The 14,609-nt window shown below is 47.0% G+C and carries 12 protein-coding genes, 1 tRNA gene and 1 riboswitch; of the genes, 7 read left to right on the top strand and 6 right to left on the bottom strand.

Going from position 1 to position 14,609, the window contains the following annotated elements; translation table 11 throughout:
- Window positions 1–1,732, bottom strand: a 1,732-nt coding sequence (locus HPT30_RS07620) for a choice-of-anchor A family protein (RefSeq protein WP_175370819.1), incomplete at its 3' end; no start/stop codon positions are given.
- 89 nt (window positions 1,733–1,821) lie between these two features.
- Window positions 1,822–1,911, bottom strand: a riboswitch (cyclic di-GMP riboswitch).
- Between the two features lie 472 nt (window positions 1,912–2,383).
- Between HPT30_RS07620 and HPT30_RS07625 the strand changes: the two genes are divergently transcribed.
- On the top strand, window positions 2,384–2,791 hold the full coding sequence (locus HPT30_RS07625; RefSeq protein ID WP_175370820.1) for a YhjD family protein: 408 nt from the start codon (window positions 2,384–2,386) through the stop codon (window positions 2,789–2,791).
- 186 nt (window positions 2,792–2,977) lie between these two features.
- Here HPT30_RS07625 and HPT30_RS07630 read toward each other — a convergent pair whose 3' ends face one another.
- Both HPT30_RS07630 and HPT30_RS07635 read right to left on the bottom strand, forming a co-directional pair.
- Window positions 2,978–3,406 (bottom strand): ASCH domain-containing protein, encoded by a 429-nt coding sequence (locus HPT30_RS07630; RefSeq protein ID WP_175370821.1) that lies wholly within the window; start codon window positions 3,404–3,406, stop codon window positions 2,978–2,980.
- Window positions 3,407–3,472: 66 nt separating this feature from the next.
- A complete protein-coding gene (locus HPT30_RS07635) occupies window positions 3,473–3,637 on the bottom strand; it encodes a hypothetical protein (RefSeq protein WP_175370822.1) in 165 nt (54 codons plus the stop codon).
- Between the two features lie 707 nt (window positions 3,638–4,344).
- Here HPT30_RS07635 and HPT30_RS07640 point away from each other — a divergent pair.
- Window positions 4,345–4,986, top strand: a complete 642-nt coding sequence (locus HPT30_RS07640; RefSeq protein ID WP_175370823.1) for an FMN-dependent NADH-azoreductase — start codon at window positions 4,345–4,347, stop codon at window positions 4,984–4,986.
- 235 nt (window positions 4,987–5,221) lie between these two features.
- On the top strand, window positions 5,222–5,797 hold the full coding sequence (locus tag HPT30_RS07645; protein WP_175370824.1) for a DUF1572 family protein: 576 nt from the start codon (window positions 5,222–5,224) through the stop codon (window positions 5,795–5,797).
- Between the two features lie 84 nt (window positions 5,798–5,881).
- Here the strand turns inward: HPT30_RS07645 and HPT30_RS07650 are convergent.
- Together HPT30_RS07650 and HPT30_RS07655 are read right to left on the bottom strand one after the other, a co-directional pair.
- Window positions 5,882–5,953, bottom strand: a tRNA-Thr gene (locus HPT30_RS07650).
- 85 nt (window positions 5,954–6,038) lie between these two features.
- Window positions 6,039–6,356: an MTH1187 family thiamine-binding protein gene (locus tag HPT30_RS07655; protein ID WP_175370825.1), complete on the bottom strand. Its 318-nt coding sequence runs from the start codon at window positions 6,354–6,356 to the stop codon at window positions 6,039–6,041.
- A 533-nt stretch (window positions 6,357–6,889) separates the two neighbouring features.
- Here HPT30_RS07655 and HPT30_RS07660 point away from each other — a divergent pair.
- From HPT30_RS07660 to HPT30_RS07675, 4 genes are all read left to right on the top strand, one after another.
- Entirely contained in the window at window positions 6,890–8,881 is a 1,992-nt protein-coding gene (locus HPT30_RS07660; protein ID WP_175370826.1) for an anaerobic ribonucleoside triphosphate reductase, read from the top strand.
- Complete coding sequence (gene nrdG / locus HPT30_RS07665; protein WP_066374729.1) at window positions 8,878–9,393, top strand: anaerobic ribonucleoside-triphosphate reductase activating protein; 516 nt, start codon at window positions 8,878–8,880, stop codon at window positions 9,391–9,393. Before HPT30_RS07660 ends, nrdG begins: the two co-directional genes overlap by 4 nt.
- 82 nt (window positions 9,394–9,475) lie before the next feature.
- Entirely contained in the window at window positions 9,476–11,809 is a 2,334-nt protein-coding gene (locus HPT30_RS07670) for a ribonucleoside-diphosphate reductase subunit alpha (protein ID WP_066374731.1), read from the top strand.
- Between the two features lie 599 nt (window positions 11,810–12,408).
- Entirely contained in the window at window positions 12,409–13,440 is a 1,032-nt protein-coding gene (locus tag HPT30_RS07675) for a ribonucleotide-diphosphate reductase subunit beta (RefSeq protein WP_175370827.1), read from the top strand.
- Between the two features lie 276 nt (window positions 13,441–13,716).
- Here the strand turns inward: HPT30_RS07675 and ssuE are convergent, their stop codons facing one another.
- The gene (gene ssuE / locus HPT30_RS07680) at window positions 13,717–14,271 is read right to left on the bottom strand and encodes an NADPH-dependent FMN reductase (protein WP_066374736.1); all 555 of its coding nucleotides are present in this window, start codon (window positions 14,269–14,271) and stop codon (window positions 13,717–13,719) included.
- Window positions 14,272–14,609 lie beyond the last annotated feature (338 nt).

The raw sequence follows: 14,609 nt of genomic DNA on the forward strand, positions 1-14,609 counted from the left end.
TCGGCGTAGCCGTTGGTGTTGGTGTCGGCGTCGGCGTAGCCGTTGGTGTTGGTGTCGGCGTCGGCGTCGCTGTCGGCGTAGCCGTTGGTGTTGGTGTCGGCGTCGGCGTAGCCGTTGGTGTTGGTGTCGGCGTCGGCGTAGCCGTTGGTGTTGGTGTCGGCGTCGGCGTAGCCGTTGGTGTTGGTGTCGGCTTCGGCGTCGCTGTCGGCGTAGCCGTTGGTGTTGGTGTCGGCGTCGCTGTCGGCGTTGCCGTTGGTGTCGGTGTTGGCTTCGGCGTCGCTGTCGGCGTAGCCGTTGGTGTTGGTGTCGGCTTCGGCGTCGCTGTCGGCGTAGCCGTTGGCGTCGCTGTTGGTGTCGGTGTTGGTGTCGGCGTTGCCGTCGGTGTTGCTGTTGGCGTCGGCGTTGCTGTTGGCTTCGGCGTTGCTGTTGGCTTCGGCGTTGCTGTCGGCTTCGGCGTTGCTGTCGGCTTCGGCGTTACCGTTGGCGTTGGCTTGGGTGTTTTTGTCGGCTTTGGTGTTGGTGTTGGCGTTGGGCACGGTGTCGGTGTTGGCGTTGGTGTTGGTGTTGGGCACGGTGTTGGTGTTGGTGTTGGTGTTGGCTTTGGTGTGGACGTTGGTTTTGGCGTTGGACTTGGTTTAGTTGTCGCTGTCGGTGTAGCCGTTGGCGTCGCACTTGGTGTAGCGGTTGGCGTCGCACTTGGCGTTGCCGTCGGTGTTGGCGTTGGCGTCGCACTTGGTGTTACCGTCGCTGTCGGTGTTGCTGTTGGCGTCGCACTTGGTGTGGCCGTTGCTGTCGGTGTTGCTGTCGGCTTCGGCGTTGCACTCGGTGACGGTGTTGGTGTCACGGTTGGTGTCGGACTTGGGCTTGGCGTAGGCGTAGGCGTTGTTGACGGGGTGGTTCCTTCAAACGGATAATGGTGCATTTGCACAAAACCGTTGAATGAAGTGGCTATCAACGTACCATGCAATTCCGCGTAATTGTAGAACACACTTGCTTTCGGCGCCAGAATTGTACCTTCTATGGTTGTATTAGCTATACTGATTGAGCCTGCTTGATAAAAATTAAATAATACCTTCCGGGGGCTTCCTCCCCAGATTTGAAAACTCGGAATGCTGACTGCGCCTCCGCTAACATTGACTATAACAGTGCCATTGTTTGAAATGTTGAACTGAAGACCATTGGCATCCTTCAAATCGGAGGCAGATAAATTCACTACATTAAAAGCTCCCGGGGCGTTAATCGTTATTTTCCCGTACTCTTTAGTGAACGATCCTGCTTCAGGGAGAGACGCCAGCTCAGCCGATTTATTAATCAGAAATTGCTTTTCTCTATCAAAATCAATTGGAGTAGCCTTTCTCTCGCCTTCTTTGATATCAGCCCTTTCCTTGGTCAAAGCCCCCCCGTAAACGGCTGTGCCATACACAGTTCCATCAGTCAGATTAATGTTTCCTCCCGCAATTAGAACATCGCCGCCCGGGGCATCCTTAGATACACCATAACTTTTCAGGCTGATATTCCCTGCGGCGGCAAGTCGCCCGTGAATCTGGTCGCTCGACTGCGTGAAATCTCCAAACACAAAAGCATTAAAATTCCCGGCAACCCCCAAGACTGGCGTCGGGGTATACGGCAAGCCCGATGTTGCGTTCACAGGGACGCCCAGGGAAAACGTGCTTCCCACAGTCAGCAGCCCTGCCAGGAACAATTTCACTGCCGACTTCATTTTTTTCCTCAATGCTTACACCTCCTATTAAATTCTATATGATCTCGTAGCAGCTACGATGACAACAAAAAAAGACCACCAAGAAGTAGAGAAGCTCTCTTCATGGCAGTCGGACGGTCATGGCACTGATTAGCACTTTAGACTCCTGGACTTTGCGTCCCGCCTTTTCAGACGGTTTGCTATTATACATGACGATAATAAATTGCTAGAAATACCCGCAAAACAGCATACGATAGGCCCATGTAATGGGTTTTATTATGAATTTACCAATAGTTTAGCTTGGCGTTATCACATTGTCAACGAATTCCTTTTTGTACAATCTTTAAATAAAAAAAGCGCCAAAAGGCGCTTCAAATCGTCATTTTATCCTCTTTTTAGAACAGCTGTATCCAGCCGATAATTGATATCCATAACGGAATACTCAGGAACAGTCCGAACAGCATCCCCCGACAAATATTCCCCTCATGCTCCATGGCCCACTTCTCCTTCAATATTACATTAGTTAGTCTTCTTTTTAGTATTTCAAATTAAATATAATATCATTCCTCCAAATAAATTGTGAATTAAATCACATATGTGTGTTTGTTTATAAATACCATTGAATATTTTTTGAAATCCGGAGTAGAATAGGAATATACGTTCTCATTTTAGGTGGTGATATGCATGCACAAAGCCGAGAGTATAGACAATCATCTGGTAAAATCGTATTTGCTTCTCCCGCTGATCCTATCCGCTTTTGAACGCGATGCCAGCATCATTTCCGCACAGCTTCGAACACCTTCACCTTATCTTGAAGTTCTGGATACGGCAGCCAGTGCAGCTACTGCAGATCTCAGGGATATCCGCACGGAGATGAGAATGCGCGGCATCAAAGTATATGAACAACATAAGCTCCCGCATGGCCTTGAAGCCAAATTCATCTGCCGGGGATATCACGAACGGATGCTGCTGCTGAATGAACTCATTGCCGCCCAAGCAGGAATCCATATGCGCAGATACCTAGGACTGGATATTTCAGCTTTCCGAAATGAGCAGGAGCAATATGGAATCAAGCCTGCCCCTCAACTCTAAATCCACCCTATGCCAAGGATCGGTTAAAAAAATAGGCCCTGCCATGGGAGTTGGCAGGACCCAAATCTATACCACTAAACACTGGGGGGCGTTTGGTAAATCCAATATAACCCCCGAACCTGAAAATAAGCTGATCTTAAGATAAAAATTAGCTTAAAAAATATCACGATTTTTGTTAAACAAGGATCAGAAATGCTCCTCCTCTTCAGAAAGGGGATACTCCCAGAATCCTAGCCGACCTTTGGCCGGAACGTGATGAACCAGCGGACGAACATTCTCTAGCTCCCAAGCGAAGCGTCCTTCTGTATAGTCGCCAATAGCCCGTTCGTTCTCGCCTATCCACTGCGCCACACTATTCAATCCGGTAATTTCATGGCACTCCTTCAGTTTACCTGTAGCAATAATAACACCCGTGGGTAAATTCTCTTCTGTATAGCCGTGCTTTGCGAGTATTGATTGGAACGGCTCTCGTCTACATGCTGCCTTGTCTATTTTAAGACCGGCATGGATTGCCAGTTCTCCCCGATATGTCGTTCGCCATGAACGGGTTTCGTAGTTTTTCTCACCAAGCGCGACCAATGTAGCCCAGGGCTGCCGTATTGTTAAGCAACGCATGTTGTGTTATCTCCTTCTTTATTTCGCTGAGCTATCAGGTGTATATCCCTACTATAGCTCTTTTATCTAGATATCGAACTTCTTATCCAACACCACAATAAACAAAGTCGCAAGCGGTCCACACAATAATGAGATTAGGAACCAATTCAGTCCACTTCTGTTTTTGCCCTGTGCCAGTCCGGCATTAATTAAAGCAAGCGTACCCCAGCCCACAAAATATCCGTTCTCCATCTTGTACTCCTCCATTTCTCATTTAATATTTGTCCGAATTCATGAGATCGACCGGATTATACCTGAATAATTCTGGAATAAAGGGCTGTGACAATAGCTTTTTGGGTGATTACAATGAACGTCATATGGCTTTATTAAAAATTTCGCTTTTTAAGAAACTCCAATATAATAAAATTATACTTAAATTGAAAGGCATCATAACTATGTTGAAAAAATCATTTTTATACTCAGTAATTATCGTCATCGTTTCAACGTTAATTAATCTCATCACCTCCCCTAAACAATGCTTTTAACTGCTCTATGTATTGTCTTCATTTTTGTTTTTCTTGTCTTATTTTTATTGAGGGTATTTAAAAAGGCACGCTGAGCAGTAGCATGAAACTTTGTCATACGAGCAAAGTCAGCGTATATGGTACATGAACCGTACTCCTGAGAATCGGAGTGCGTTTTTTTTGCATTTCACATAGAAAATCCCTTTTTGATGTGTCTGTAAAAGAAGAGGATAACCATTGGACTCTAAATGCGAGTGTCTGGGATTCGTGCTCCTTCGAAAATCCACTTGCATATATCATGAAATGTCCGGACAAAATTAACCAAGACAACCATGCAGTAAAAGTTCATTTTTTTGTGATTTAGTGTCACAGATTGTCCTGCTCATTTGTCTACATAAATGTACAACTAAAAAACTATTATGGAGGCACTATCCAATGAGCAAGCTACTTATCATTAACGCACACCCTTTAGTGGATTCAACTACTTCATTTAGCCTTAGTGGATTCAAACATTTCATGAAGACTTATGAAAAGCATAAGCCTAATAATGAAATCATAGAACAAATTAACCTATATGAAGATGAAATCCCTTTAATTGATAAAATTGTCCTAGGCGCTTGGGACAAGTCTGCGCAAGGCGAAGCCCTAACTACTCAAGAAAAAGAAGTAACCGGAAGAATGAATGAAATATTGCAGCAATTCAAAAGTGCTAATAAATATCTTATTGTTCACCCGCTGCATAACTTTAACGTTCCATCAAAGCTTAAGGATTATGTCGATAACATTATGATTGCAAGGGAGACATTTAAGTATACCGATACAGGATCAGTGGGACTTTTAAAGGATGGGAGAAGCACAGTAGTCATTCAGGCAAGTGGTTCGATCTATACCAATGATGACTGGTATACTGAAGTTGAATACTCACATAAATATTTGAAGTCGATGTTTAATTTCTTTGGTATCGAGGACTTCCAAACCCTTAGAGTACAAGGGACTGCTCTACTGGACAAGGACGAGATATTAAAGAAAGCTTTTAAAGAAGCAGAAGAAGCAGCCGTCACTTTGGCAAAGAAATAAATAATTTAACGAGTACTTTAATTAAAAAAAGGCGCGGCTCCGAACCCACGGAATCCGCGCCTTTATTGTCTTTTTGAGGACGCTGGTGAAGAGATTTGACCCCGGGCTTACGCATTACGAATGCAACACATTTATGTGTTATTGAGTTCTATTAGCCCCTGTGTCCGAACAGAAATAATGGACTTCTGATAGAATAAGATCATTAAAAATAATATACGAAAGCAAGGTGTTTGAAATGGATAATGAGCAAATCTATTTGGAAAGTATCAAAAAACAATTTCTTTATTACAAAACCCTTGGGGAAGCCGCCATTAATCAAGTAGATCCCGAACAATTATTTGTAACTTTTAATGACGATTCCAATAGCATTGCAACTATAGTAAAACACTTATGGGGAAATATGCTTTCAAGATGGACAGATTTTTTAAGCACTGACGGAGAAAAATCATGGAGAGATAGAGATTCGGAGTTTGAGAATGACATTAATACTAAAGAGGATCTTTTAATAAAATGGAACGAAGGCTGGACATGTTTATTCAATGCAATCGATTCAATTCATGCCGATCAATTATCACAAATTATTTATATACGGAACGAAGGGCACACCGTTATTGAAGCAATCAATAGACAATTGGCACATTACCCATATCACGTTGGGCAAATCATTTACGCCGCAAAAGTTCTAAAGAAGAGTAGTTGGGAAAGTTTATCTGTTCCAAAGCATGGATCTAAAGAATATAATAACGATAAATTTTCTAAAGAAAGAGCTACACAAAACTTTATTGATGAAGAACTAAAGAGAATTAATTAAATTAGTTTAGGAAATTGGTAGAAGAACAGAAAAGGCGCAGTTCCAAAAAATTCGGAATCCGCGCCATTATCGTCTTATTGAGGATGCTGGTGAAGGGAATTGAACCCCCGGCCTACGCATTACGAGTGCGTTGCTCTACCCCTGAGCTACACCAGCTTGAAGCTTTACCTTCGTCAAACAAAAAATATTATACTCCGTATTATGGAAAATGCAACCTCATTTAAAGCAGTCTGCAAGGCGCCTATTCCGCCGGATCGGCATGGAGCTTACGCTCTACGGACTCAAGCTTACTTCTACTGCTAGAGGACTTGTCGCGGCGGTCATCGATCTTGACGGCAGTGGAAACACGCTGGGCTCCGTTAGTAAAAGGAGACTCATGCAGGGCTTCCACTGCGGCGAGAATCCGCTGTAGCGGGCCTTCAATAATGGTTCCCATGGATGTAAGCTCATACGTCACTCCCTCCACTGTCTCCAGCACACGCTGCATATCCGCAACATAAGCGCTGAGACTGGTACTGCCCGTGCCAATCGGAATGACCGTAACTTCAGCTATCGGCATGCTAAATCCCTCCCTTGTCTTTTCATTTTTGAAAAAAAACTACTTTCCCTTATTGTACCCACTCTCCGTCTCTCCTACAAACCGGATGTATAATTGTCTCCTGCCCTTAGAGAACTCTAGCTCTCGTAGCACAAAATCTAGTAAAAACCCATATCTCATTTATGGACGGTTTGTGGCATATTTTCGGATAAATTATGAATCATTTCAGGGTTTTTTGTGGATGATTTGTGGATTACCTGTGGATGGTTCTGTGGACTTCCTGTGGAGAAAAGGGATGATCTCAGGCGTGGCAAGGGTTCACAGAATTCGGTGGACAAACACAATATATTGATGTAATGTAGTCTCTATCGACAAAATATAGTAGGAAACAGTTATTTCAACCTTCTGTAACAGGGAGATTAATAGAGGTGTGCAGGAAGTAGAAACAGTGTCCGCATGCAAGCCTACATCACAGGATAGTTACGACAAGCACACGGGCATTTTCTGTATGTCACAGCAGAGGATGTCTTTTTATATGGGGAGGAGATCAGTACATGACGTTGCTGGAGAAGCCGTACAACAGTGGTCAACAGGCACAGGAATCTTTATTGGAAGAAGTTATTCATTTGGGGCGCGATATTATTGACAGCAGAGACTTGGACTTGCTCAGGGAGAACGCAAATTTGAACGGGGAGAGTTTCTCCGGTAAAATGAGCAAGTTCGGCAGTGAATATTCCAAATGGTATGCCCGTAACTTCACGATGCCGCCGCAGTTGGTACAAGCCATCAAGGACAACGTCGTCTATGTGCATGATCTGGACCAATATGCGATCGGAACGACCAATTGTATTTTTATCCCGTTCGAGAAGCTTCTGCGTGAAGGCTTCAACACGGGGAATGGCAGTGTACGCCCCCCGAACTCGATTATGACGGCAATGGCGCTGGTAGCGATTATTTTCCAATCCCAGCAAAATGCCCAATACGGCGGCGTATCCGCCAATAAGCTGGACTACGATCTGGCTCCTTATGTCACCAAGTCCTTTGCCAAGCTGTTCCGCAAGGGCCTGGATTATTTTGAAGAGATCCAAACCACAGAACCGCTAGACCTTGGCGAGATTCATATGAGCCGTACGGATCTGGCAGAGCAGTATCCTAAGGCGTTCCGTTTTGCGATAAAAGAAACCGAAAGTGAAACACTCCAGGCCGCCGAGAGTATGATACATAACCTGAACACCATGTCGAGCCGGTCCGGCGGACAAATTCCGTTCACCAGCATCAACTACGGAACTTGCACCTCGCCGGAAGGCCAACTTGTGATCAGTTCCTTGCTGACGGCAACGATGCACGGACTCGGCAGTGGCGAGACGCCAGTGTTCCCGATTCAAATCTTCAAGTGTAAGCAAGGTGTCAACCAGCAACCAGGTGATCCGAACTACGAACTGTTCATCAAGGCGGCTGAGTGCTCTGCACGCAGACTATATCCGAACTTCGCCAACCTGGACGCACCGCTCAATATGCAGTATTATGATTCTTCTAATCCCGATACCGAGTTCGCCACCATGGGCTGCCGCACCCGCGTGCTTAGCGACCGTTTTGGCCGCAATCATTGCTCTGGTAAAGGTAACCTTTCCTTTAATACGCTGAATCTGGTGCGACTCGGTTTGGCACATGGCATCGTCACAGGTCGCCGCATGGTAGCCGACGAAGAAGGCTTCTATAGAGACCTTGATCATTATCTGGACGTTGCGCTGGACGGTCTGCTTCACCGCTTCCGCATTCAAGCCTCCCAGAAGGCCAAAGCATCCGATTTCATGATGCGTGAAGGAGTCTGGGAAGGCGGCGAACATTTGGCGCCAGAGGATAGCGTTGGTGAGCTACTGAAACATGGCAGTCTGTCCCTTGGCTTCATCGGGATTGCCGAATGTATGAAGGCGATGTACGGTAAGCACCACGGAGAAGACATGGATGTTCACACCAAAGCGCTGGCTATCGTCCGCCACATGCGGGAATATTGCGATCGGAAGAGCGAGGAATATAATCTCAATATCACCCTCTTCGCTACACCTGCCGAAGGATTGTCCGGCAAGTTCACGAAGATCGATCATAAGGTACTGGGATCCATTCCCGGTGTCACCGACCGCGAATATTATACCAACTCGTTTCACATTCCTGTATACTACACTCTGGGCGCTGCCCAGAAGATCAGTCTGGAAGCTCCATTCCATGAGTACTGCAACGCCGGTGCGATCTCGTATGTCGAATTAGATGGCAACGCACGCAGCAATCCGGCCGCTTTTGTCAAAATTATTCGCTACGCTCTAGAGCAGGAGATTAGCTACTTTAGCATTAACCACCCTATAGACCGCTGCTCCGACTGCGGCTATGAAGGGGTTATCGGCACGAATTGCCCTTCCTGCGGCGCACATGAGAATGAAGTTCACATCCGGCGTCTACGCCGGGTGACAGGATATTTAACCGGAGATTATCAGACCCGCTTCAATGCGGCCAAGCAGGCGGAAGTAAGGGACCGGGTTAAGCATCTATGAATATTTGCGGCTACTACCCCGAGTCAATCAATGAAGGTGAGGGCCTGCGGGCCGTCCTCTTCATTAGCGGGTGCCGCCACCGCTGCCCGGGCTGCTTCAATCCGAAGACGTGGAATTTTAATTACGGGGAAGCCTTTACCCCGGAGCGCAGACGCGAGCTAATCGCGGAGATTGCGGCCAACCCGCTACTGGACGGACTAACATTGGCAGGCGGTGACCCTTTCTTTTCTGCAGAAGAAGTAGTAGAGTTCATTGAGGAACTTCGTGCCACGCTCCCAGACTTCCCCGTCTGGATCTACAGCGGGTACACGTACGAAGAGGTTACAGCGGTATCCGGTTCGCCGGAATGGCGTCTGCTCAGCCAGTGTCAGGTGCTGATTGACGGACGTTTTGAAGAAGCATTAAAGGATACCACTCTCCCCTACCGCGGGAGCTCTAATCAACGCATTATTGATATTGAGGCCAGCCTTGCCGGCCCTGACATCGTACTTTGGCAGCCAACGACGCTTTAGCCGTTTTTGGCGCCTTTTACGGTCTAATAGATCAATTTTTAATAATCATAATTAAATTCAAAATATGAAGGGATGTACAATTATGCCGCAACTCGTAGTAAAACCCGATAATCGCCAATTGGCTTTTGATGAAATCCGCCTTTCCGTATACGCTGACCGCATTCTGAACGGACTTGAACAACTTAGCAAGGAGTCCCTCCTGCGTGGAGTACAATCTAAGCTACGCCGTGACGAAGTGAGCGGAGAAGAAATCAGCAGCGCATTCACGATGAGCGCCCTGGAACTGGTAAGCAAAGAAGAGCCGGAATGGAAATTTGCTGCTGCACGTTCGCTTTTAACTTCATTATATAAGAAAGCTGCTGTAAACCGCCGTTATAAAGCCTATCCGGAAGAGCCCTACGGCGAGCTGTATCCCCTGATTGCTGACCTGGTGAAAAAAGGGATCTACCGCGAAGAATTGCTCTCCCACTATACGAAGGCACAAATTAACGAGCTTGGCGCTACAATTGACTATACCCGCGACTTGCTGTTTGACTATATTGGCCTACTGACCCTGTCTGACCGCTATTTGGCGCATGATTTTGACGGCCGTGTCATGGAATTGCCGCAAGAGCGTTACATGATCATTGCGATGTACCTGATGCACACCGAGCCGGAAGAGAAACGTATGGAGCTTGTAAAAGAAGCCTACTGGGCGATGAGCAACATCTATATGACTGCTGCTACTCCAACTATGTCCAATGCGGGTAAAAAAGTAGCCGGTCAGCTCTCCAGCTGCTTCATCGACACTGTAGACGACTCTCTCGAAGGGATCTTCGATTCCAATACAGACGTGGCCAGACTCAGTAAAATGGGCGGCGGTATCGGTGTCTACCTTGGTAAAGTCCGGGCCCGCGGTTCCGATATCCGTGGTCACAAGAACACCAGCTCCGGCGTTATCCCGTGGATTCGCCAGCTGAACAATACCGCTGTCAGCGTAGACCAGCTTGGTACGCGCAAAGGCGCCGTGGCTGTATATCTTGACGTCTTCCACAAGGACATTCTGGCCTTCCTGGATCTTAAGCTGAACAACGGCGACGAGCGGATGCGCGCGCATGACGTTTTCCACGGCGTCTGCCTGCCGGACTTGTTCATGGAAGCTGTAGAAGCACGCAGCCACTGGAACCTGTTCTGTCCGCATGAAATCAAGAAAGTGATGGGCTGGAAGGACGAGAATGGCCGCCCGCTCGGTCTTGAAGATTTCTACGACGAAGAGCTTGGACAAGGCACCTTCCGTGAGAAATATGCAGAAGCTACGGCTAATCTGGAGTTATCCCGGATCACCGTTCCGGCCATCGACATTATGAAACGGATTATGAAGTCTCAGCTTGAGACAGGCACACCATACATGTTCTACCGTGACACCGTTAACCGTGCTAACCCGAACAGACATGCAGGTATGGTCTTCTCCTCCAACCTGTGCACCGAGATCATGCAGAACCAATCCGCTACGGTTATTGAACAAGAAGAACTGGTGACCAAAGACGGCCAGACCCGGATCGTTATCTCCAAAATCCCTGGTGATTTCGTAGTCTGCAACCTGAACTCCATCCACTTGGCCCGTGCAGTTCCTGCAGGTGTGCTGGAGCGTCTGGTACCGATCCAGGTTCGTATGCTGGATAACGTTATCGACATCAACAACATTGAAGTATTGCAAGCTCAATATACGAACAGCCAATACCGTGCCGTCGGCCTCGGAACTTTCGGTCTGCATCACTTGCTGGCCCTGAAAGGCATCCGTTGGGAATCCGAAGAGGCCGTAGAATACAACAACCATCTGTACGAGCATATTAACTATCTACTGGTACGTTCCAGCATGGAGCTCGCTCGCGAAAAAGGACGTTATCCGAAATTCGCAGGTTCCGATTGGGAATCTGGCGCATACTTTACCTCACGCGGCTACACCAGCGGCGAGCAAGAAGGCAAATATGTGACCACTGAGCAATGGCGTGAACTGCAAGAAGAAGTTGCCAAAGACGGCGTTCGTAACGCCTGGATGTTCGCGATTGCGCCGAACGGCTCCACTTCGATCATTGCCGGCTCTACAGCCAGTATTGACCCATTGTACGAACTGCTCTCCTACGAGGAGAAAACAACGTACAAAATTGCCAACCCTGCCCCAGATCTGTCCGAGAAGACCATCTGGTACTATAAAACAGCTTTCATGATTGACCAGAACTGGTCGATCCGCATGGCTTCGGCCCGTCAGCGCCATGTCGATCAAGCGCAAAGCTTCAACCTGTATGTGCGCCCTGACATCAAAGCAACAGAGTTCCTGGAGCTGCACCTGAACGCCTGGAAGGGCGGCCTGAAATCCACTTATTATGTGCGCAGCCGTGCATTAACGATTGAAGAGTGCGAATCTTGCGCGAGCTAAAAATTATTCATATTAGATGAATAAAAGAAATTAACAAAGAGCGGAAAGAAAGAGGGAAGTTTAGAGCTGTGGGAGCGAAGCACTTGTCTGAAAGCTTTCGGCAGGATAGCCCGCATCCATGAGCTTAAGCTATCTCAGGGATAGTCAGCACCGTGAACCTAAGTTGCCGCCAGATTTCAACGGCTGCATGAAGTGAAGGGGTTACCTCCAACTAAGAGCATTTTTGTACCTTATATTTATTAAATGAAGGTGAATAAGGGAAATAAGCGCATTATTGTACCTTATTTTAGAAAAAATGCTCTGAAAGAGGTTTTATAGTAGATTTAAGGTACAAAATTGCCCTTAATTACCACTAACCCCGGTAGTACAGTGATATTAAGGTACAAAAATGCCGTTAATTACACAGCCTGAGTCACGGAGAGGAACGTTTGGAACTGTAGAAGCATAGCGTTCGCCTGAAAGCTTTCCGTAGGAAAGCTCGCAACGTAGGCTGTCTACAGTGACTGGAAATTCAAACATTGCTCGAAGTGACTTTTAAGGCTTCGGATTTTAAAACGATCTGCTTAGTTTAAACGCGCAAAAAATGGAGGGAAAAATAAATGCAATTGCAAAAAATATTCAACACCGAAGCACCCAACCAATCCACACGCATCATCGAAGGTGAATGCTCCGGAATTCTGAACTGGAACGATATCCGCATGCCCCACATGTACAAACTGTACAAGGTGCTGCTGCTGAACCACTGGATCGCCGATGAAATTCCAATGTCCAAGGATGCTCAACAATTTCCGAACCTGGACCCTGAGGAGCAGCGTGTATTCAAAATCAACATCGCCCTGCTGGCCGTGCTGGATTCCATGCAAACGATGTATGTAGGTGATGTGAAGCGGTATTTAACCGACTCCTCGCTGGAGGCGATCTCCGCCATTATTGGACAGCAGGAGGTTGTACACAACCAGTCCTATTCCTACGTTCTTTCTTCCATCGTATCGGAGGGCGAGCAGAAGGAAATTTTCGAATATTGGAAAAAAGACCCTGTGCTATTGGAACGCAATCAGTTCATTTCCGAAATCTATCAAGCATTCCGCGATGAGCCGTCCAAGGACACTTTCTTCCGTGCGCTCGTAGCCGATCTCATTCTCGAAGGGGTCTTCTTCTATAGCACCTTTGCCTTCTTCTACAATCTGGCCCGTGACCAGAAGATGATGGCGACCAGCCAGATGATCTCTTATATCCAACGTGACGAGAATCAGCACTGCTACTTCTTCGCTGAAGTGTTCAAGCAGTTGCTGGCCGATTTCCCGGAGCTGAACACCAAGGAAAATATGGATTATGTTTATCGTACTTTTGACCGTGCGGTGGAACTGGAGACCAACTGGGCTCATTATACCCTCTCTAATGTAGAAGGCATTGACCTGAACGAACTCGGCGACTACATCAAGTACATTGCGAACAAGCGTCTAACCCTGATGGGTATGGAAAAAGCTTATGAAGGTGTAGATGTGAACTGCATGCCTTGGATCAAGCCTTTCTCTGATGACGCACTGAACGCGACCAAAACCGACTTCTTCGAAGCCAAGTCCCGCAACTACGGCAAGGTAGGCGACGATAACGGATTTGATGATTTGTAAGATAAATATAAGCAGACCGTATAGTGCGGTTCTGCTTTTTCTTTTATAGATCTGTTAAAATGAAGCCGCTCTTGTGCTTGTTTATTTAGGAATAAATGAGTGTATCAAGGAGGTTGACGATGAGAACGGTTGAGGTAATACCCTTTAATCACAAATGGGCTGCATTATATTGATTATTTCTAATGCCATTACATAAAAAAGCGTCTCTCCCACCCTGACGGTGCGGAAGAGACGCTTCTTTCATTCATATTATGATAGCGGATAATGGCTACCCTCTTAGGCTTTAACTCCCCGGGCAACACGATGCTCGGTTTCCTCAGCAAGCTCTTCCAGAGCAGCATTCAGACGCAGCTGCAATTCCTCGGCGACGTTCACTTGGCCCTGATCGTTACGAACGACCTGGGAGTCCACAGCGTATACGCCGCCCAGAATGTAACGTGCACCCAGCACGGATAGCACAGGCTTCAGCGCGTAGTCAATAGATAATAGATGCGCCAGACTGCCGCCCATAAAGAGCGGAAGCACGACTTTGCCGGCTAGCCCTTTTTGTGGAACCAGATCCAGGAAAGTCTTCAGCACGCCGGTGTAAGAGGCTTTGTATACCGGGCTGACTACGATCACAGCATCCGCTTCCGCGACCAGACCATTCGCTTTAACGATGGCTTCACTCTCAAACTTGGTATGAATCAAATCCTCCGCTGGCAGCTCCGCTACATTAATACGGTCAACCTCAAAACCGCGACGGACCAGATCCGCCTCAGCATATTCGATGACTGCATTGATGCGTGATACCAGGGATGGCGTTCCGTTAATGACAACAATTTTAGCCAACTTCTCCACCTCTTCTGTTCTGTTTATCAGCTTGCGCTGCTTATTCCGACTAAAATACTTTAAATTAAATCTAATCGTAACAAAGGGAGCGGATTTTTGTCAAACATAAACGTGAAGTCGCTCCCCCTTGCGTAGATTTCTTTCTTACGTTATACTAAGCAACAATATTAAATTGAGATCAGGCCAATGACCGGCATCCAACCGTGAGGCGTCTGCGACCGGAGCAATTCTATGTGTTCCCTAAGTTTACCGGGTTTCGCCCGTTACCGCGAAGACCAAAGAGGATCGAATTCATTATGCTATAGGGTGATTCGGTCAACCTGGGTGGCACCGCGAGC

This window comes from Paenibacillus agri, from assembly GCF_013359945.1.
Taxonomy (GTDB): domain Bacteria; phylum Bacillota; class Bacilli; order Paenibacillales; family Paenibacillaceae; genus Paenibacillus_AQ; species Paenibacillus_AQ agri.

What these genes read in the sequence shown, in the direction of transcription:
- HPT30_RS07675 (WP_175370827.1), top strand. Translation starts at nt 12,409, where the DNA reads ATGCAATTGCAAAAAATATTCAACACCGAAGCACCCAACCAATCCACA.
- HPT30_RS07655 (WP_175370825.1), bottom strand. Translation starts at nt 6,356, where the DNA reads ATGCCGATAGCTGAAGTTACGGTCATTCCGATTGGCACGGGCAGTACC.
- HPT30_RS07660 (WP_175370826.1), top strand. Translation starts at nt 6,890, where the DNA reads ATGACGTTGCTGGAGAAGCCGTACAACAGTGGTCAACAGGCACAGGAA.
- HPT30_RS07625 (WP_175370820.1), top strand. Translation starts at nt 2,384, where the DNA reads ATGCACAAAGCCGAGAGTATAGACAATCATCTGGTAAAATCGTATTTG.
- nrdG (WP_066374729.1), top strand. Translation starts at nt 8,878, where the DNA reads ATGAATATTTGCGGCTACTACCCCGAGTCAATCAATGAAGGTGAGGGC.
- HPT30_RS07670 (WP_066374731.1), top strand. Translation starts at nt 9,476, where the DNA reads ATGCCGCAACTCGTAGTAAAACCCGATAATCGCCAATTGGCTTTTGAT.
- HPT30_RS07630 (WP_175370821.1), bottom strand. Translation starts at nt 3,406, where the DNA reads ATGCGTTGCTTAACAATACGGCAGCCCTGGGCTACATTGGTCGCGCTT.
- HPT30_RS07640 (WP_175370823.1), top strand. Translation starts at nt 4,345, where the DNA reads ATGAGCAAGCTACTTATCATTAACGCACACCCTTTAGTGGATTCAACT.
- HPT30_RS07645 (WP_175370824.1), top strand. Translation starts at nt 5,222, where the DNA reads ATGGATAATGAGCAAATCTATTTGGAAAGTATCAAAAAACAATTTCTT.
- HPT30_RS07635 (WP_175370822.1), bottom strand. Translation starts at nt 3,637, where the DNA reads ATGGAGAACGGATATTTTGTGGGCTGGGGTACGCTTGCTTTAATTAAT.